The sequence below is a fragment of the Paractinoplanes aksuensis genome, from assembly GCF_024137025.1.
GTDB classification, from domain to species: domain Bacteria; phylum Actinomycetota; class Actinomycetes; order Mycobacteriales; family Micromonosporaceae; genus Actinoplanes; species Actinoplanes aksuensis.
The window spans coordinates 95811-112853 of sequence record NZ_JAMYJR010000039.1 but is presented as its reverse complement, the minus strand read 5'-3'; the positions used below and the strand labels follow the sequence as shown (position 1 = coordinate 112853).

Here is a 17043-nt window from a genome sequence, read left to right as displayed (position 1 = left end):
TCTGTCTCTCCCTTAGACCCGGCGGCGCTTCGGCGGACGGCATCCGTTGTGCGGCTGCGGCGTGACGTCACTGATCTGCCCGACCTCGAGGCCGGCGGCCTGCAGCGAGCGGATCGCGGTCTCGCGGCCGGAGCCGGGACCCTTGACGAACACGTCGACCTTGCGCATGCCGTGCTCCATCGCCCGGCGAGCGGCGGCCTCGGCGGCCAGCTGCGCGGCGAACGGGGTCGACTTGCGGGAGCCCTTGAAGCCCACCTGGCCGGACGAGGCCCAGGAGATGACAGCACCGGTCGGGTCGGTGATCGACACGATGGTGTTGTTGAAGGTGCTCTTGATGTGCGCCTGCCCGTGGGCGACGTTCTTGCGTTCCTTGCGCCGGACCTTCTTGACTGCGGCCCCTGCGCGTGCCTTCGGTGGCATAAGTCAGTGCGCTCCTATTACTTCCGACCCGGCTTCTTCTTACCAGCGACCGTGCGCTTCGGACCCTTGCGCGTACGCGCGTTGGTCCGGGTGCGCTGACCCCGCACGGGGAGACCCCGGCGGTGGCGGATGCCGGCGTAAGAGCCGATCTCGACCTTGCGGCGGATGTCCGCGGCGACCTCGCGGCGAAGGTCACCTTCAACCTTGAAATTGCCCTCGATGTAGTCGCGGAGCTGGACCAGCTCCTCGTCCGTGAGGTCCTTGGCGCGCTTGTTCAGGTCAATCCCGGTAGCGGTCAGTGCTTCGACAGCACGGGTGCGACCGATTCCGTAGACGTAGGTGAGCGCGATCTCCATCCGCTTTTCGCGGGGCAGATCGACGCCGACGAGACGTGCCATAAGCGGGCGTGCTCCTCAGAATCGTTCGGAGGTCTGTGCCCCTCCCACCCCGTCTGCCCGGACGGGCCCCGGCCTCCGCGCCGGGGGTGTGCCACTCGCGTGGCTGGGACGAGCTTGTTCGTGATGCCGGATCTGGCCGCGTTGCCGGGACTCAGCCCTGGCGCTGCTTGTGGCGCGCGTCGGTCTTGCAGATGACCATGACGCGGCCGTGCCGCCGGATGACCCGGCAGTTGTTGCAGATCCGCTTGACGCTCGGCTTGACCTTCACGGTTTGCCTTAACTCTCAGTACGGACGGGTTAGCAGTCCCCCGCCCCCGCGGTTACTTGTAGCGGTAGACGATTCGCCCACGGGTGAGGTCGTACGGCGAGAGCTCGACGACGACTCTGTCCTCGGGAAGGATGCGGATGTAGTGCTGCCGCATCTTGCCTGAGATGTGTGCAAGAACCTTGTGACCATTGGCGAGCTCAACGCGGAACATAGCGTTCGGCAGGGGCTCGATCACACGGCCCTCGATCTCGATGGCTCCGTCTTTCTTAGGCATGTCCTCCGCTACCTGACATTGGGGTTCGGGGCTAGCCGCACAACGTCTTTTCCGGGTCGTCGCCGACACCGGACCAGCCGCGGCTCCCGCCCGCCCTCGAAGCGCTGAGGACATGCAGGAGTGGACGCTGCGCGCCAGCTAGCCAGTGTACGCGCGCCTCCACGGCGACACCAAACCGAGGTCGCCGTTACCCGGGGTCGGGTGTGTCGCTGCCCGAAAAACCGGACATACGGGGTTATTGATCCCGTCGAGGCTTCGGTGGCAGGTCGCCGCGGGCCATGGCCTCGGCGATGAAGGCCTTGCGCTGTTCCTTGGACGGCTTGTCGGGCAGCTCGCCGGCCGCGATGGCCTTCGTGTAGAGCGCCTTGCGGTCGCGCTTGTGCTCGCGCAGCCGGCGACGGTGCTCCTCCTCGGCGGCGTGCTTGCGCGGCTCGCCGGAGGCCAGCCCCCCGATCGTCCGGAACACCAGCACCACGCCCCACGGGCCGACGATCCAGACCGGCCAGTAGAAGATGGCCTCGGTGCTGGCCAGCGACGAGATGCCCCAGATCAGAGTGAAGAAGACCGCGGCCTTGGCCCACCCGCCCCACACGTGGCCCAGCCAGGCCGCCCGGGTGCCCTCGGCCTCGACCCCCACGACCTCGGCCGACTGGGCGGGCACGAGCGGGGCCGAGTTGGGCAGATCGGTCAGCAGGCGGTCGAGCTCGGCGTAGGTCTTGGCGGCATACGCCCCCTGGAGGCGCTCGTCGTACTCGGTGAGATCGAGGCGACCCTCCTCGAGCGCGAGGCGCAACTGGTCGGCGACCTGCCGGCGATCGTCGTCGGCGGCGCGCATCTGCTCCCGGCTCACATCAGCCATGGTGGCACTCCCGATCCAGTCCGGCCCCGTCAGCGCCCGCGGCCGCCGCCGTAGCGCTGCCCGAAGAAGCCCAGGATCAGCGGGATCATCGTCCAGACGGGCCAGAAGTACAGCAGCTCGCCCGACGCGATGCTGGTCACCAGCCAGATCAGCGTGCACACGAGCACCACGCCCGCGTACGGGCCCAGCCACGGTGTGGGGTTCGGCTTGGCCGGGGCCGTCACCGGCGGAGGCGCCGAGGTGGCCGGCTCGACCTGGGAGCGCTGGACCGGGATGGTGCCGGGCAGGTCGTCGAGCAGACCGTCGAGGTCGCGGTACGTCTTGGCGGCGTAGGTGCGCTGCAGGCGCTCGTCGTACTCGTGCAGGTCGAGACGGCCCTCGTCGAGCGCTGTCTTGAGCTGTTCCGCGACTGCCTTACGGTCGCCGTCGCCGGCCCGCATCTCTTCCCGCCCCATGGGTCCCAGCATGCCCGAGAGAAACACCGACCGGTAGTCGGGATCAGGGCTGGCGTGCGGTGACCAGGTCGCCGAGCTTGCCCCGGCCGCCGTCGACCGCGGTGGTGACCCAGACGCCGTCTTCCAACAGGCACATCGTGTGCTCGACGTGGGCCGCGATCGAGTTGTCGCGGGTGACCACGGTCCAGCCGTCGGCCAGTTCGGCCGTCCGCGGCGAGCCCAGGGTGATCATCGGCTCGATGGCCAGGCACAGGCCGGGCACCAGCCGCGGGCCCTTGCCGGGCTTGCCGTGGTTGAGCACGTGCGGGTCCTGGTGCATCTCGGTGCCGATGCCGTGCCCGCCGTAGCCGTCGACTATGCCGTAGCGCCCCGCCTTGCGGACCGACTTCTCGACGTTGAACGAGATGTCGGTGAGCTTGCCCCGGCCGTTGGCCGCACCGCGGGCCGCGGCCGCGATGCCGGCCCACATCGCCTCTTCGGCGACCTCGGCCATCTTGATCAGGGCGGGGTCGGTCGCGCCGACGCCCACGGTGATCGCCGAGTCGCCGTGCCAGCCGTCGAGGATGGCCCCGCAGTCGAGCGAGATCAGGTCGCCCTCGCGCAGCACCTGCTCGGCGCTGGGGATGCCGTGCACGACCTGCTCGTTGACCGAGGCGCAGATCGAGGCCGGGAAGCCGTGGTAGCCCTTGAACGACGGGATCGCCCCGGCGTCGCGGATCACCTTCTCGGCGATCGCGTCGAGGTCGGCGGTCGAGACCCCGGGGGCCACGATCTCGCGCATGGCCTGCAGCGCGGCGGCGACGACGAGGCCGGCGCCGCGCATCTTCTCGATCTGCTCAGGGGTCTTCAGCTGGATGTCCAGCTGGGGGCGGCGCACGTCAGCCCCCGTAGGACCGCAGGGCGTCGATGGCACGCACCGTGACGTCCTCGACCGGCCCGGTCGCGTCGATCCCCACCAGCTTGCCCTGGGCGCCGTAGAAGTCGACCAGCGGCGCGGTCTTGTCGGCGTACTCGACCAGCCGGTTGGCGATCGTCTCGGCCTTGTCGTCGTCCCGCTGGAACAATTCCGACCCACAGCGGTCACAGATGTTCTCTTTGCTGGTCGGGTCGAACTCGACGTGCCAGATCTTGCCGCAGCCCCGGCAGGTGCGACGGCCCGACAGCCGCCGGATGACCTCGTCGTCGTCGACCACCAGTTCCATCACCAGGTCGAGCGCGGTGCCCAGGTCGGCCAGCAGCTTGTCGAGAGCCGACGCCTGGGGCACCGTGCGCGGGAAGCCGTCGAGCAGGAAGCCGTCGCCGGCGTCGGGCTCGGCCAGCCTGTCCCGGACCATGTTGATGGTCACTTCGTCCGGGACGAGCTGGCCCGCGTCCATGTAGCGCTTGGCCTCGACCCCCAGGGGCGTGCCCTGGGAGACGTTGGCCCGGAAGATGTCACCGGTCGAGATCTTCGGTACGGCGAGATGGGCGGCGATGAACTCAGCCTGGGTCCCCTTGCCGGCCCCCGGAGGGCCCACCAGAACCAGCCGCACCTACATCGCCTCGCTTAGGTGAGTTGTTGACATCCCCGACGCAAGAGCCCCCCGGCTCCGCGTCGCCACTACCGCAGGAACCCTTCGTAGTTGCGCTGCATCAGCTGGCTCTCGATCTGCTTCACCGTTTCCAGACCCACACCCACCATGATCAGCACTGCCGTACCACCGAACGGGAAGTTCTGGTACTGCTGCTGGTCGAGCCAGATGAAGAAGAAGTTCGGCAGAACCGAGATCAGACCAAGGTACAGCGCACCGGGGAGGGTGATCCGGCTGAGGATGAAGTCCAGATAATCCGCGGTGGGCTTGCCCGGGCGGATACCCGGCACGAAGCCACCGTACTTCTTCATGTTGTCCGCGACCTCGGTCGGGTTGAACGTGATCGAGACGTAGAAGTACGTGAAGAAGATGATCATCAGGAAGTAGACCCCGATGTACAGCTCACTCGTCGGGTCGGCCAGCCACTTCTGGATCCAGATCTGGTAGCCCTTGAGGTTGTTCGGGTCGAAGAACTGCAAGTAGAGCTGCGGGAGGTAGAGCAGCGACGACGCGAAGATGACCGGGACGACACCCGCCTGGTTGACCTTGAGCGGGATGTAGGTCGACGTGCCGCCGTACATCCGGCGGCCGATCATGCGCTTCGCGTACTGCACGGGGATGCGCCGCTGCGCCTGCTCGATGAACACCACGAGCCCGATGATCACCAGCACCAGCAGGATCACCAGAACGAACTTGCCGACGCCGCTCGACTCCTTGATCGTCCAACCCTCGCCGGGAAGGCGGGCCGCGATCGAGGTGAAGATGAGGACGGACATGCCGTTGCCGACGCCGCGGTCGGTGATCAGCTCACCGAGCCACATCACCATGCCCGTGCCGGCCGTCATGGTCAGCACCAGGATCGAGAGCGTGAGCCACATCGGCAGCCCGGTGTTCTCCGGGATGATCTGGAGCGTCGGGTCGTTCTGGTCGCAGGCGTTGTTGAACAGCTGCCCGGTGCGGGCCAGGGCCACGAAGGCCGAGGACTGCAGGACCGCGAGGCCCAGCGTCAGGTACCGGGTGTACTGCGTGATCTTCGCCTGGCCGGACTGGCCTTCCTTGCGAAGCTGCTCGAGGCGGGGAATGACCACGGTCAGCAGCTGCAGGATGATGGAAGCGGTGATGTACGGCATGATGCCGAGCGCGAACACCGACAATTGGAGCAGCGCGCCACCTGAGAACAGGTTCAACAGGTTGAGCACGCCGTTGTCGGCGTTCTGGGAGTTCACGATGTCGATGCATCGCTGCACGTTGGTGTAGGAGACACCGGGACTGGGCAAGGTGGCGCCGAGCCGGTACAACGCGATGATGAAGACCGTGAACAGCAGCTTCTTGCGCAGGTCAGGCGTCCGGAACGCACTGGTAAAGGCGGAGAGCAACTTCTTCCTCCTGCGCGAGGTTACCGCCGCAATCGGCGGGTGGGGGAAGGCATCGGTCCGGACGACCGATATCCCTAGCTGGGAACGGACTCTAACAGTCTTATTGGAGCGCGGTGTGTCACGGTAGCCTGCACCGCGCGTAGGCATTTGGCCTGCCGACAAAAGGCCAGGTCAGACGCCACAAAGGGGATGACTGCCCGAGCGACGCGTTCGCACCGCCCGGGCAGGCACCCCCACAAGCCTCACAGCTCGGTGGTGGAACCACCGGCTGCAGCGATCTTCTCCTTGGCCGACTCGCTGAACGCGTGCGCCTTGATCGTGAGCGACACGTTGCCCAGCTCGCCCGAGCCCAGGACCTTCACCGGCTGGTTCTTGCGAACCGCGCCGGCCTCGAACAGCTCGTCCGGTCCGACCTCGCCACCGTTCGGGAACAGCTCGGCGAGACGGTCCAGGTTCACGACCTGGAAGACGACCTTGTTGCGGGGCCGGTTCTTGAGCCCCTTGATCTTCGGCAGACGCATGTGGATGGGCATCTGCCCACCCTCGAACGCGGCCGGGGTGTTCTTGCGGGCACCAGTGCCCTTGGTGCCGCGGCCGGCGGTCTTGCCCTTGGAGCCCTCACCACGACCCACACGGGTCTTGGCCGTCTTGGCACCGGGCGCCGGACGCAGGTGGTGGACCTTGATCGCCATTACTCGACCTCCTCAACCGTCACGAGGTGGTTCACGGCGAAGATCATGCCCCGAATCTCGGGGCGGTCCTCCTTGACCACCACATCGTTGATCCGCTTCAGCCCGAGCGACCGCAGCGAGTTCCGCTGGTTCTGCTTGCGGCCGATGCCGGACCGGATCTGGGTGACCTTCAAGCGTGCCATCAGCGCACCGCCGCTTCCGCCCGGGCCGCCAGCATGGCGGCGGGCGCGACGTCCTCGACCGGCAGGCCACGGCGAGCCGCGACCGCTTCCGGCGACTCGAGGCCCTTGAGAGCGGCCACCGTCGCGTGCACGATGTTGATCGGGTTCGACGAGCCGAGGCTCTTCGACAGGATGTCGTGGATCCCCGCGCACTCCAGGACGGCGCGCACCGGGCCACCGGCGATAACACCGGTACCAGCGGACGCCGGCTTGAGGAGCACGACACCCGCGGCAGCTTCACCGGTGATCGGGTGCGGGATCGTGGCGCCGATCCGCGGAACCTTGAAGAAGTGCTTCTTGGCCTCCTCGACGCCCTTGGCGATGGCCGCGGGCACCTCCTTGGCCTTTCCGTAGCCGATGCCGACGGTGCCGTCGCCGTCGCCCACGATCACCAGAGCGGTGAAGCTGAAGCGACGACCGCCCTTGACGACCTTGGCGACGCGGTTGATGGCGACGACCCGCTCGAGATGCGGGGTCTTGTCGACGGGCGCGTTGCCGCGACCGCCCTCACGGCGGTTGTCCCGGCGGTTGCCACCCTCGGTGTTACCGCCGGACCCGCCGCCTCGGCGCTGCTGACCAGGCATTGGTCAATTCCTCCTAGAACTCGAGTCCGGCTTCGCGAGCGGCCGTCGCCAGCGAGGCGATCCGCCCCGCGTACTTGTTGCCACCGCGGTCGAAGACGACCTTGGACACGCCCGCGGCCTTGGCCCGCTCGGCGAGCAGAGCGCCGACCTTGCCGGCCTGCGCGCTCTTGTCACCCTCGCCACCCCGCAGGGAGGTGTCGAGCGTGGAGGCCGAAGCCAGCGTGTGGCCCTTGAGGTCGTCGATGATCTGCGCGGTGATGTGCCGCGACGACCGGGTGACGACCAGGCGGGGACGCTCGGCGGTGCCGCGGACGTTCCGACGGACCCGGAAGTGCCGACGCGCCTTTCCGACAGCCCGCTTGGCGGAGACACCCGCGCCGTTGCGACGCTTGAGCAGCGTGGCGGTCACTTCTTACCTGCCTTTCCGGCCTTACGGCGGATGACCTCGCCCTGGTACTTGACGCCCTTGCCCTTGTAGGGCTCCGGCGGGCGGATCTTCCGGATGTTGGCGGCTACCTCACCGACGAGCTGCTTGTCGATGCCCGCGACAGTGAACTGCGTGGGGCGCTCGACCGAGAAGCTGATGCCGGCCGGCGGCACGACGTTGACCGGGTGCGAGAAGCCGAGGGCGAACTCGAGGTCCTTGCCCTTGGCGGTGACCCGGTAACCGGTGCCGTTGATCTCCAGGGTCTTCTTGTAGCCCTCGGTGACGCCGACGATCATGTTGGCGACCAGGGTACGGGAGAGACCGTGGAGCTCCTTGGCCCGACGCTCGTCATTGGGGCGGTTGACGTGCAGCTCGGCACCGTCCTGCTCGACCGTGATCGGTTCGGCGACGGTGTGCGAGAGCTCGCCCTTGGGGCCCTTGACCTTGACGGTCTGGCCCGTGATGGTGACATCGACGCCGGCCGGGACCGGGATCGACTTACGTCCGATTCGCGACATGGTTTCTCAGTCTCCAGTTACCAGACGAAGGCGAGGACTTCCCCGCCAACGCTCCGCTTGCGGGCCTGCCGGTCGGTCAGCAGTCCCTGGGACGTCGAAATGATCGCGACACCGAGGCCGCCGAGCACCCGAGGGAGCTCTTCGGACTTGGCGTAAACCCGGAGGCCGGGCTTCGAGACGCGCTTGATACCGGCGAGGCTGCGCTCGCGGTTCTGGCCGTACTTGAGCTCAACGACCAGGCGCCGGCCGACGGCGCCTTCCTCGGGCTCCTCAGCCGTCCAGGAGGCGATGTAACCCTCAGCCTTGAGGACCTCGGCGATGTTCGCCTTGATCTTCGAGAAGGGCATGGTCACCTTGTCGTGGTACGCCTGGTTGGCGTTACGCAGACGCGTCAGCATGTCTGCGATCGGGTCCGTCATCGTCATGGGTGTTCGTCAACCTTTCTCGCCGGGGTTCCCACCGTGGGCAGGCCTACGGCGAAGCGGTGGTACAAGAACCAGCCTTTAGTCCGCTTTAGGGGCGGCGGTTGGGGCGGTTGGATGGGGTTACCAGGAAGCCTTGGACACGCCGGGCAGCTCACCACGGTGAGCCATGTCCCGCAGGCAAACGCGGCACAGGCCGAACTTGCGGTAGACCGAGTGCGGGCGTCCGCACTTCTGGCAGCGGGTGTACGCACGCACGGCGAACTTCGGCTTCGCGGCCGCCTTCAGGATCAGCGCCTTCTTAGCCATGCTCAGTTCTCCTTGAACGGGAAGCCCAGGAGCTTCAGAAGCGCCCGGCCCTCGTCGTCGGTGTCGGCGGTCGTGACCACCGTGATGTCCATGCCCCGGGTGCGATCGATCCGGTCCTGGTCGATCTCGTGGAACACCGACTGCTCGGTCAGACCGAAGGTGTAGTTGCCGTGCCCGTCGAGCTTGCGCCCGTCGAGACCGCGGAAGTCACGGATACGGGGCAGCGCGATCGACAGCAGCCGGTCGAGGAACTCCCACATCCGGTCGTTGCGCAGGGTCACCTTCGCGCCGATCGGCATGCCCTCACGCAGCTTGAACTGCGCGATGGACTTGGTCGCCCGCCGCACCAGCGGCTTCTGACCGGTGATCGTGGTCAGGTCGCGCACGGCGCCGTCGATCAGCTTGGCGTCGCGGGCGGCCTCGCCCACACCCATGTTCACGACGACCTTGACCAGGCCGGGAACCTGCATGGGGTTGCCGTACTTGAACTGCTCCTGAAGCGAGGCGACAACCTCGGAGCGGTACTTCTGCTTCAGGCGAGGCAGAGTCTTGGTCTCGGTAGCGGCAGTCATCAGAGTTCCTTACCGGTCGTACGCGCGATACGGACCTTGTTGCCGTTCTCGTCGACCTTGTAACCGATGCGCGTCGGCTTGCCCTGGTCGTCCACGATCTGCACATTCGAGATGTGGATCGCGGCTTCCTGGGTGACGATGCCACCGGTCTTCGAACCACGCTGGGTGGTGCGGATGCGTTCGTGCTTCTTGACGCGGTTGACGCCCTCGACCAGGACCTTGTCCCGCGTCGGGTAGGCCGCGATGACCTTGCCCTTGGCGCCCTTGTCCTTGCCGGCGATGACGACGACCGTGTCGCCCTTCTTGATCTTCACGGTCAGAGCACCTCCGGCGCCAGGCTGATGATCTTCATGAACCGCTTGTCGCGCAGCTCGCGCCCGACCGGGCCGAAGATGCGGGTACCGCGGGGGTCCCCGCCGTCCTTGATGATGACGGCGGCGTTCTCGTCGAAGCGGATGTACGAGCCGTCGGGACGGCGACGCTCCTTGGCGGTGCGGACGATGACCGCCTTGACGACGTCACCCTTCTTCACACCGGCGCCCGGAATGGCGTCCTTGACCGTGGCCACGATGACGTCGCCGATGCTCGCGTAACGGCGACCGGAGCCACCGAGCACGCGGATGCACAGGATTTCCCGGGCACCCGTGTTGTCAGCGACGCGCAGTCGCGACTCCTGCTGAATCACGTCTGTCTCCTATGTCTGCCAGTTCTCCGCTGGGGTTTCGGCGAAGCTTGGCGGAACGATGGTGGGCGGGGCCGGCAGTTACCGGCCCCGCGCACTCACTTGGCCTTTTCGAGGATCTCCACGACACGCCACCGCTTGGTGGCCGACAGCGGACGGGTCTCCATGAGCAGAACCCGGTCGCCGACGCCGCACGCGTTCTGCTCGTCGTGCACCTTGAGCTTGCGGGTGCGACGCAGAACCTTGCCGTAGAGGGCGTGCTTCACACGGTCCTCGACCTCGACGACGACGGTCTTGTCCATCTTGTCGCTGACCACGAGCCCCTCGCGAACCTTGCGGTTCGCGCGGACAGTGGCCGTGCTCTCGTCACTCATGCTGTCACCTCATCCGGCGCAACCGAGAGCCCGAGCTCACGTTCACGCATGATCGTGTAGATCTTCGCGATGTCCTTGCGGACGACCTGCAGCCGACGGTGATTGTCGAGCTGGCCGGTCGCGCCCTGCACGCGAAGGTTGAACAGCTCCGCCTTGGCCTCCCGCAGCCGCGAAACCAGCTCCTCCTCGGAGAGTTCGCGCAGCTCGGAAGCCTTAACGCCCGCTGCCATCAGCTTTCACCCACTTCGCGTGTCACGATGCGGCACTTCATCGGGAGCTTGTGGATCGCACGGCGCATCGCCTCGCGCGCGATCGTCTCGTTCGGGAACGACATCTCGAAGAGAATGCGTCCCGGCTTGACGTTCGCCACCCACCACTCGGGAGAACCCTTACCGGAACCCATGCGGGTCTCGGCCGGCTTCTTGGTCAGAGCGTTGTCGGGGAAGACCGAGATCCAGACCTTGCCACCACGCTTGATGTGACGGGTCATCGCGATACGGGCCGACTCGATCTGCCGGTTGGTCACGTACGCCGGCTCCAGAGCCTGGATACCGAACTCACCGAAGACAACCCGGTTGCCGCCCTTGGACGCGCCGTGGCGGTCCGGGTGGTGCGGCTTGCGGAAGCCCTTCGGGGGCTTACGCGGCATCAGCATGTGTCAGCCCTCCTGCTGCGTCTCGGCCGGGGCCGGGGCAGCGGCCGGAGCCGCGTCGCCGGCCGGCTCGGCCGTCGTGGTGTCGCCCTTGGCCTGGGCGGCGGCGGCCGCACGGCCGGCCTCGGTCCCACCGGCGGTCGTGCCGGACGAACCGGAACGGCCACGGCGCGGACGCTCGGCCCGGTCGGCGCGGTCACGGCGCGGACGCGCGGGCGCCTCGGGGGCGACCTCGCGACCCGGCACGGCGTCGCCCTTGTAGATCCAGACCTTCACGCCGATGCGGCCGAACGTCGTACGGGCCTCGAAGAAGCCGTACTCGATGTTGGCGCGCAGCGTGTGCAGCGGGACGCGACCCTCACGGTAGAACTCCGTGCGGCTCATCTCCGCGCCGCCGAGGCGACCGGAGACCTGCACCCGGATGCCCTTGCAGATCGGGTTCTTCATGGCCGACTGCATGGCCTTGCGCATCGCCCGGCGGAAGCTGACCCGGGAGGACAGCTGCTCGGCGACGCCCTGCGCCACCAGCTGAGCGTCCGACTCCGGGCTCTTCACCTCGAGGATGTTGAGCTGGACCTGCTTGCCGGTGAGCTTCTCGAGCTCGCCCCGGATGCGGTCGGCCTCCGCGCCCTTGCGGCCGATGACGATGCCCGGCCGGGCGGTGTGGATGTCGACGCGGACCCGGTCACGGGTGCGCTCGATGTCCACCTTGGAGATGCCGGCGCGCTCGAGGCCCTTGGACATCATGCGGCGGATCTTGACGTCCTCGCCGATGTAGTCCTTGTAGAGCTTGTCGGCGAACCACCGGGACTTCCAGTCGGTGGAGATACCGAGGCGGAATCCGGTGGGGTGAACTTTCTGGCCCATTACTCGGACTCCTCCGTGGTCTGGGACTGCGCGGCGGGCGCGGACTTGGCCGGCGCCGCCTTCTTCGCCGCGGCCGCCTTCTTGGCGGGCCGGGCGACCTGGACCGCCTCGACGGCGATCGTGATGTGGCTGGTGCGCTTGCGGATCCGGTACGCCCGGCCCTGCGCCCGCGGACGGAACCGCTTGAGCGTCGGGCCCTCGTCGACGAACGCCTCGCTGACCAGGAGCGCATCCGGGTCGAGCCGCTCGTTGTTCTCCGCGTTCGCGATAGCGCTCGCGAGCACCTTGTAGACCTGCTCGCTCGCGCTCTGCGGCGCGAACTGCAGGACGGTCAGGGCCTCCTTCGCGGGCAGTCCGCGGACGAGGTTGACCACACGGCGTGCCTTGTTCGGCGAGATGCGGACGTGCTTCGCAACCGCGCGACTGCCCGGAAGCGCCGGAGCGTCGTTCTTTGCTGGCATCGCTGTGACCCCTTTCTTGTCCGTGGACTGACTAGCGACGACGGCTCTTGCGGTCGTCCTTCTCGTGACCCTTGAACGTGCGGGTCAGAGCGAACTCCCCGAGCTTGTGACCGACCATGGCCTCGGTGATGAACACCGGGACGTGCTTGCGACCGTCGTGCACGGCGATCGTGTGCCCGAGCATGTCGGGGATGATCATCGAGCGCCGCGACCAGGTCTTGATGACGTTCTTCGAGTTCTTCTCGTTCTGGACTTCCACCTTCTTGAGCAGGTGGTCGTCGACGAACGGGCCCTTCTTCAGGCTGCGTGGCATCTTTTAAACTCCCGTTACCCGCGCTTGCGGGTGGCGTAGCGGCGGCGAACGATCAGCTTGTCGCTCTCCTGGCCCTTGCGGCGGGTACGACCCTCGGGCTTACCAGCCGGGTTGACCGGGTGGCGACCACCGGAGGTCTTACCCTCACCACCACCGTGCGGGTGGTCGATCGGGTTCATGGCGACACCGCGGACGGTCGGGCGCTTGCCCTTCCAGCGCATACGGCCGGCCTTGCCCCAGTTGATGTTCGACTGTTCGGCATTGCCGATCTCGCCGACCGTGGCGCGGCAACGGATGTCGACCCGGCGGATCTCACCGGAGGGCATACGCAGCGTGGCGTACGCGCCTTCACGGCCGAGCAGCTGGATGCCGACACCGGCCGAGCGGGCCAGCTTGGCGCCACCGCCGGGACGAAGCTCCACACCGTGGACCGTCGTACCGACCGGGATGTTGCGCAGGGGAAGGTTGTTCCCCGGCTTGATGTCCGCACCGGGGCCGGACTCGACCCGGTCGCCCTGCTTGAGGTCCTTCGGCGCGAGGATGTAGCGCTTCTCGCCGTCGGCGTAGTGCAGCAGCGCGATGCGCGACGTGCGGTTCGGGTCGTACTCGATGTGCGCGACCTTGGCCGGCACGCCGTCCTTGTCGACCCGCTTGAAGTCGATCAGGCGGTACTGCCGCTTGTGGCCGCCGCCCTGGTGCCGCGTGGTGATGCGGCCGTGGACGTTGCGTCCACCCTTCTTGGGCAGCGGGACCAGGAGCGACTTCTCCGGCGTGGACCGGGTCAGCTCGGCGAAGTCGGCGACGCTGGAGCCGCGACGGCCCGGCGTGGTCGGCTTGTACTTACGGATAGCCATTGTTTTACAACCCCTTAGCTGACCGGGCCGCCGAAGGCCTCGATACGGTCACCGTCAGCCAGCTTGACCATCGCGCGCTTGGTCGCCTTGCGCTGACCGAAGCCGGTCCGGGTGCGCTTGCGCTTGCCCTCGCGGTTCGCGGTGTTCACCGTCAGCACGCGGACGTTGAAGATCTGCTGGATCGCGATCTTGATCTGGGTCTTGTTCGCGTCCGGGTGGACGAGGAACGTGTACCAGTTCTGGTCGAGAACGCTGTAGCTCTTCTCGGAGACGACCGGCTTGATGATGACGTCGCGCGGGTCGGCGATGGTGCTCACTTGTTCTCCCCCTCGGCGGTCGCCGGCGCGCCCAGGAACTCGTCGAGCGCGTCCTTGGTGAAGACCACCTCGTCGGCCACCAGCACGTCGTACGTGTTGAGCTGACCGGCCTCGAGCAGGTGCACGGTCGCCTCGTTGCGCAGCGACAGCCAGTTCAGCTCGTCGGTGCTGCTCAGCACGACCAGGACCTTGGTGGACTCGGTGGCCTTGCGCAGCGTGGCGATCGCGGCCTTGGTCGACGGCTTGTCACCGCTGACGAACGCCTCGACCACGTGCACGCGGCCGTCGCGGGCCCGGTCGGAGAGGGCGCCACGCAGGGCGGCGGCCTTCATCTTCTTGGGGGTCCGCTGGCTGTAGTCGCGCGGCACGGGACCGTGCACGACGCCACCGCCGGTGAACTGCGGCGCGCGGATCGAGCCCTGACGGGCGCGACCGGTGCCCTTCTGCTTGTACGGCTTCTTGCCGCCGCCGGCGACCTCACCGCGGGTCTTGGCCTTGGCCGTGCCCTGACGGGCGGCGGCGAGCTGGGCCACGACGACCTGGTGCATCAGCGGGATGTTGGCCTGGACGTCGAACACCGAGTCCGGCAGGTCGACCGAGCCGGCCTTGTTGCCCTCGACGTTGATCACGTCAACCGAGCTCACTGGGCACCGCCCTTCTTCGCCGCGGTGCGGACCAGAACAAGCGCGCCCTTGGGCCCGGGCACAGCGCCCTTGACCAGGATCAGGTTGTTCTCGGTGTCCACCGCCTGCACGGTGAGGTTCTGCACGGTGAAGCGCTGGCTACCCATGCGACCGGCCATGCGCACGCCCTTGAAGACGCGACCGGGGGTCGCGCAGGCGCCGATGGAACCGGGCGAGCGGTGCTTGCGCTCGACACCGTGGCTGGCCTTGAGGCCGTGGAAGCCGTGCCGCTTCATGACACCGGCGTAGCCCTTACCACGAGTCTTACCGGTGACGTCGATCGGCGAACCGACCGCGAACGCCTCGACGGTGATCTCCTGGCCGAGCTCGTACTCACCGGCGTCGGTGGTGCGCAGCTCGACGACGTGGCGCCGCGGCGACACACCCGCCTTCGCGAAGTGACCGCCCTCGGGCTTGTTCACCTTGCGCGGGTCGATGGCGCCGTACGCCAGCTGGACGGCGGCGTAGCCATCCTTCTCATCTGTGCGGACCTGGGTCACGACGCAAGGGCCGGCCTGCACCACGGTCACCGGGACAACCTTGTTGTTGTCCCAGACCTGGGTCATGCCGAGCTTGGCGCCCAGGATCCCCTTAACTTGCCTGTCCATCAGTCGTGATCCCTACAGCTTGATCTCGATGTCGACGCCAGCCGGCAGGTCGAGGCGCATGAGCGAGTCGACCGTCTTCGGGGTCGGGTCGATGATGTCGATCAGCCGCTTGTGCGTGCGCATCTCGAAGTGCTCGCGCGAGTCCTTGTACTTGTGCGGCGAACGGATGACGCAGAAACGGTTGATCTCCGTGGGCAGCGGCACCGGACCTGCGACCGACGCACCGGTACGCGTGACCGTCTCGACGATCTTGCGCGCCGACGAGTCGACGACCTCGTGGTCGTAGGCCTTGAGCCGGATGCGGATCTTCTGTCCCGCCATGGTGGCTTCTGTTTCCTTTTCTTCGATGCCGCTACGTGCGAAAGCGGTGGCTCTCGCATGCCCGCAGGACCATTAATCCTGCGTTGTCCGACCCCCGCGGTCGGGCGTGTCGCGCTGTCGCTCAGAAACCTGCGCACGGCAGCTCTCTAGATCGCGGGGATCTTGAGGTGTCACACGGTGGCCCAAAAACACACCCAGACACCCGGCGAGGGTGGCCAGCTGCACAAGGCAGCTGACCACCCCGCTCGGACGCAACCTGACTAGTATGCCGGAAACTCCCCGGCAATGCTAATCGGGGTCAGCGGCCCTCTCAGACGTTGATCTTCGTGACCGTGCCGGCGCCGACGGTGCGGCCACCCTCACGGATCGCGAACTTCAGGCCCTGCTCCATGGCGATCGGCTGGATCAGCTTGACCGACATGCTGGTGGAGTCGCCCGGCATGACCATCTCGGTGCCCTCGGGCAGCGTGACGACGCCGGTGACGTCCGTGGTGCGGAAGTAGAACTGCGGGCGGTAGTTCTGGAAGAACGGGGTGTGCCGGCCGCCCTCTTCCTTCGAGAGGATGTAGACCTGGCCCTCGAACTCCGTGTGGGGAGTCGTGGTGCCCGGCTTCACAACAACCATGCCGCGCTCGACGTCCTCGCGCTTGATACCGCGGAGGAGCAGACCGACGTTCTCACCCGCGCGGGCCTCGTCGAGCAGCTTGCGGAACATCTCGATGCCGGTGCAGACGGTCTTCGTCGACTTCTCGCGGATGCCGACGATCTCGACCTCCTCGTTCGGCTTGAGGATGCCGCGCTCGGCGCGACCGGTGACGACCGTGCCACGACCGGTGATCGTGAAGACGTCCTCGATCGGCATGAGGAAGGGCTTCTCGACGTCACGCTCGGGCTGCGGGATCGCGGTGTCGACCGCGTTCATCAGCTCGAGGAGCTTGCCGGTCCACTCCTTGTCGCCCTCGAGCGCCTTGAGCGCCGAGACACGCACGACCGGAAGGTCGTCGCCCGGGAACTCGTAGGTGCTGAGCAGCTCGCGGACCTCGAGCTCGACGAGCTCGAGGAGCTCCTCGTCGTCCACCATGTCGCTCTTGTTCAGGGCGACGACGATGTACGGAACGCCGACCTGGCGGGCCAGGAGCACGTGCTCCTTGGTCTGCGGCATCGGGCCGTCGGTCGCGGCGACCACCAGGATCGCGCCGTCCATCTGCGCGGCACCGGTGATCATGTTCTTGATGTAGTCGGCGTGGCCGGGGCAGTCCACGTGCGCGTAGTGACGCGACGCGGTCTGGTACTCGACGTGCGCGATCGAGATCGTGATACCACGGGCCTTCTCTTCAGGCGCCTTGTCGATCTCGTCGAACGGGGTGTACGGGTTCAGGTCCGGGTATTCGTCGTGCAGGACCTTCGTGATGGCCGCAGTCAGCGTCGTCTTACCGTGGTCGATGTGACCAATGGTGCCGATGTTGACGTGCGGCTTAGTCCGCTCGAACTTCGCCTTCGCCACTGGTGTCCTCCTGTGGACTGTGGAATAACTTTTTCCCGGCA

General features: G+C 67.0%; 31 protein-coding genes. All 31 read right to left on the bottom strand.

Annotation, left to right across the window (positions count from 1 at the left end):
• Positions 1 to 12: 12 nt before the first annotated feature.
• On the bottom strand, positions 13 to 420 hold the full coding sequence (gene rpsK, locus M1L60_RS34580; RefSeq protein WP_014440747.1) for a 30S ribosomal protein S11: 408 nt from the start codon (positions 418 to 420) through the stop codon (positions 13 to 15).
• 17 nt (positions 421 to 437) lie between these two features.
• Positions 438 to 818, bottom strand: a complete 381-nt coding sequence (rpsM, locus tag M1L60_RS34575; RefSeq protein WP_221376849.1) for a 30S ribosomal protein S13 — start codon at positions 816 to 818, stop codon at positions 438 to 440.
• A gap of 151 nt (positions 819 to 969) precedes the next feature.
• Complete coding sequence (gene rpmJ / locus M1L60_RS34570; RefSeq protein ID WP_015619018.1) at positions 970 to 1086, bottom strand: 50S ribosomal protein L36; 117 nt, start codon at positions 1084 to 1086, stop codon at positions 970 to 972.
• Positions 1087 to 1138: 52 nt separating this feature from the next.
• Positions 1139 to 1360, bottom strand: a complete 222-nt coding sequence (gene infA, locus M1L60_RS34565; protein WP_007073013.1) for a translation initiation factor IF-1 — start codon at positions 1358 to 1360, stop codon at positions 1139 to 1141.
• A 235-nt stretch (positions 1361 to 1595) separates the two neighbouring features.
• Positions 1596 to 2195 (bottom strand): DUF1707 SHOCT-like domain-containing protein, encoded by a 600-nt coding sequence (locus M1L60_RS34560; protein ID WP_438862186.1) that lies wholly within the window; start codon positions 2193 to 2195, stop codon positions 1596 to 1598.
• Positions 2196 to 2248: 53 nt separating this feature from the next.
• A complete protein-coding gene (locus M1L60_RS34555) occupies positions 2249 to 2674 on the bottom strand; it encodes a DUF1707 SHOCT-like domain-containing protein (RefSeq protein ID WP_253241755.1) in 426 nt (141 codons plus the stop codon).
• Positions 2675 to 2717: 43 nt separating this feature from the next.
• Positions 2718 to 3551: a type I methionyl aminopeptidase gene (gene map, locus M1L60_RS34550; protein ID WP_253241754.1), complete on the bottom strand. Its 834-nt coding sequence runs from the start codon at positions 3549 to 3551 to the stop codon at positions 2718 to 2720.
• Between the two features lies 1 nt (position 3552).
• Positions 3553 to 4206, bottom strand: a complete 654-nt coding sequence (locus tag M1L60_RS34545; protein ID WP_093618747.1) for an adenylate kinase — start codon at positions 4204 to 4206, stop codon at positions 3553 to 3555.
• A 68-nt stretch (positions 4207 to 4274) separates the two neighbouring features.
• Positions 4275 to 5621, bottom strand: a complete 1347-nt coding sequence (gene secY, locus M1L60_RS34540) for a preprotein translocase subunit SecY (RefSeq protein WP_253241753.1) — start codon at positions 5619 to 5621, stop codon at positions 4275 to 4277.
• 242 nt (positions 5622 to 5863) lie between these two features.
• Positions 5864 to 6313 carry a 50S ribosomal protein L15 gene (rplO, locus tag M1L60_RS34535; RefSeq protein ID WP_253241752.1) on the bottom strand — a complete coding sequence of 150 codons (450 nt, stop codon included), beginning with the start codon at positions 6311 to 6313 and terminating at the stop codon, positions 5864 to 5866.
• Entirely contained in the window at positions 6313 to 6495 is a 183-nt protein-coding gene (gene rpmD / locus M1L60_RS34530) for a 50S ribosomal protein L30 (protein WP_253241751.1), read from the bottom strand. Before rpmD ends, rplO begins: the two co-directional genes overlap by 1 nt.
• The gene (gene rpsE, locus M1L60_RS34525; RefSeq protein ID WP_253241750.1) at positions 6495 to 7118 is read right to left on the bottom strand and encodes a 30S ribosomal protein S5; all 624 of its coding nucleotides are present in this window, start codon (positions 7116 to 7118) and stop codon (positions 6495 to 6497) included. Before rpsE ends, rpmD begins: the two co-directional genes overlap by 1 nt.
• Before the next feature lie 13 nt (positions 7119 to 7131).
• Positions 7132 to 7527, bottom strand: a complete 396-nt coding sequence (gene rplR, locus M1L60_RS34520) for a 50S ribosomal protein L18 (RefSeq protein WP_438862184.1) — start codon at positions 7525 to 7527, stop codon at positions 7132 to 7134.
• A complete protein-coding gene (rplF, locus tag M1L60_RS34515; protein ID WP_253241749.1) occupies positions 7524 to 8063 on the bottom strand; it encodes a 50S ribosomal protein L6 in 540 nt (179 codons plus the stop codon). The genes rplR and rplF overlap by 4 nt, the downstream gene beginning before the upstream one ends.
• Before the next feature lie 17 nt (positions 8064 to 8080).
• Positions 8081 to 8488, bottom strand: coding sequence for a 30S ribosomal protein S8 (gene rpsH / locus M1L60_RS34510; RefSeq protein ID WP_253241748.1), 408 nt, complete (start codon positions 8486 to 8488; stop codon positions 8081 to 8083).
• A 120-nt stretch (positions 8489 to 8608) separates the two neighbouring features.
• A complete protein-coding gene (locus M1L60_RS34505; RefSeq protein ID WP_203681340.1) occupies positions 8609 to 8794 on the bottom strand; it encodes a type Z 30S ribosomal protein S14 in 186 nt (61 codons plus the stop codon).
• Between the two features lie 2 nt (positions 8795 to 8796).
• Entirely contained in the window at positions 8797 to 9366 is a 570-nt protein-coding gene (gene rplE, locus M1L60_RS34500; RefSeq protein WP_253241747.1) for a 50S ribosomal protein L5, read from the bottom strand.
• Complete coding sequence (gene rplX, locus M1L60_RS34495) at positions 9366 to 9686, bottom strand: 50S ribosomal protein L24 (RefSeq protein WP_203730306.1); 321 nt, start codon at positions 9684 to 9686, stop codon at positions 9366 to 9368. Before rplX ends, rplE begins: the two co-directional genes overlap by 1 nt.
• Positions 9683 to 10051 carry a 50S ribosomal protein L14 gene (gene rplN, locus M1L60_RS34490; protein WP_023358185.1) on the bottom strand — a complete coding sequence of 123 codons (369 nt, stop codon included), beginning with the start codon at positions 10049 to 10051 and terminating at the stop codon, positions 9683 to 9685. Before rplN ends, rplX begins: the two co-directional genes overlap by 4 nt.
• A gap of 95 nt (positions 10052 to 10146) precedes the next feature.
• Positions 10147 to 10422 (bottom strand): 30S ribosomal protein S17, encoded by a 276-nt coding sequence (rpsQ, locus tag M1L60_RS34485; RefSeq protein WP_133873220.1) that lies wholly within the window; start codon positions 10420 to 10422, stop codon positions 10147 to 10149.
• Positions 10419 to 10652, bottom strand: coding sequence for a 50S ribosomal protein L29 (rpmC, locus tag M1L60_RS34480; protein ID WP_097322769.1), 234 nt, complete (start codon positions 10650 to 10652; stop codon positions 10419 to 10421). Before rpmC ends, rpsQ begins: the two co-directional genes overlap by 4 nt.
• On the bottom strand, positions 10652 to 11077 hold the full coding sequence (gene rplP / locus M1L60_RS34475; protein WP_097322770.1) for a 50S ribosomal protein L16: 426 nt from the start codon (positions 11075 to 11077) through the stop codon (positions 10652 to 10654). Before rplP ends, rpmC begins: the two co-directional genes overlap by 1 nt.
• 3 nt (positions 11078 to 11080) lie before the next feature.
• Entirely contained in the window at positions 11081 to 11941 is an 861-nt protein-coding gene (rpsC, locus tag M1L60_RS34470; RefSeq protein ID WP_253241746.1) for a 30S ribosomal protein S3, read from the bottom strand.
• Positions 11941 to 12402 carry a 50S ribosomal protein L22 gene (rplV, locus tag M1L60_RS34465; RefSeq protein WP_253241745.1) on the bottom strand — a complete coding sequence of 154 codons (462 nt, stop codon included), beginning with the start codon at positions 12400 to 12402 and terminating at the stop codon, positions 11941 to 11943. Before rplV ends, rpsC begins: the two co-directional genes overlap by 1 nt.
• Positions 12403 to 12433: 31 nt before the next feature.
• Positions 12434 to 12715, bottom strand: coding sequence for a 30S ribosomal protein S19 (gene rpsS / locus M1L60_RS34460; protein ID WP_097322773.1), 282 nt, complete (start codon positions 12713 to 12715; stop codon positions 12434 to 12436).
• A gap of 14 nt (positions 12716 to 12729) precedes the next feature.
• Complete coding sequence (gene rplB / locus M1L60_RS34455; protein WP_097322774.1) at positions 12730 to 13569, bottom strand: 50S ribosomal protein L2; 840 nt, start codon at positions 13567 to 13569, stop codon at positions 12730 to 12732.
• A 14-nt stretch (positions 13570 to 13583) separates the two neighbouring features.
• Positions 13584 to 13886 (bottom strand): 50S ribosomal protein L23, encoded by a 303-nt coding sequence (gene rplW / locus M1L60_RS34450; RefSeq protein ID WP_203379157.1) that lies wholly within the window; start codon positions 13884 to 13886, stop codon positions 13584 to 13586.
• On the bottom strand, positions 13883 to 14530 hold the full coding sequence (gene rplD, locus M1L60_RS34445) for a 50S ribosomal protein L4 (protein ID WP_253241744.1): 648 nt from the start codon (positions 14528 to 14530) through the stop codon (positions 13883 to 13885). Before rplD ends, rplW begins: the two co-directional genes overlap by 4 nt.
• Positions 14527 to 15177 (bottom strand): 50S ribosomal protein L3, encoded by a 651-nt coding sequence (gene rplC / locus M1L60_RS34440; RefSeq protein ID WP_253241743.1) that lies wholly within the window; start codon positions 15175 to 15177, stop codon positions 14527 to 14529. Before rplC ends, rplD begins: the two co-directional genes overlap by 4 nt.
• A 12-nt stretch (positions 15178 to 15189) precedes the next feature.
• Positions 15190 to 15498: a 30S ribosomal protein S10 gene (gene rpsJ, locus M1L60_RS34435; protein ID WP_097322778.1), complete on the bottom strand. Its 309-nt coding sequence runs from the start codon at positions 15496 to 15498 to the stop codon at positions 15190 to 15192.
• A 310-nt stretch (positions 15499 to 15808) separates the two neighbouring features.
• Positions 15809 to 17002 (bottom strand): elongation factor Tu, encoded by a 1194-nt coding sequence (tuf, locus tag M1L60_RS34430; RefSeq protein WP_253241742.1) that lies wholly within the window; start codon positions 17000 to 17002, stop codon positions 15809 to 15811.
• Positions 17003 to 17043: the final 41 nt, after the last annotated feature.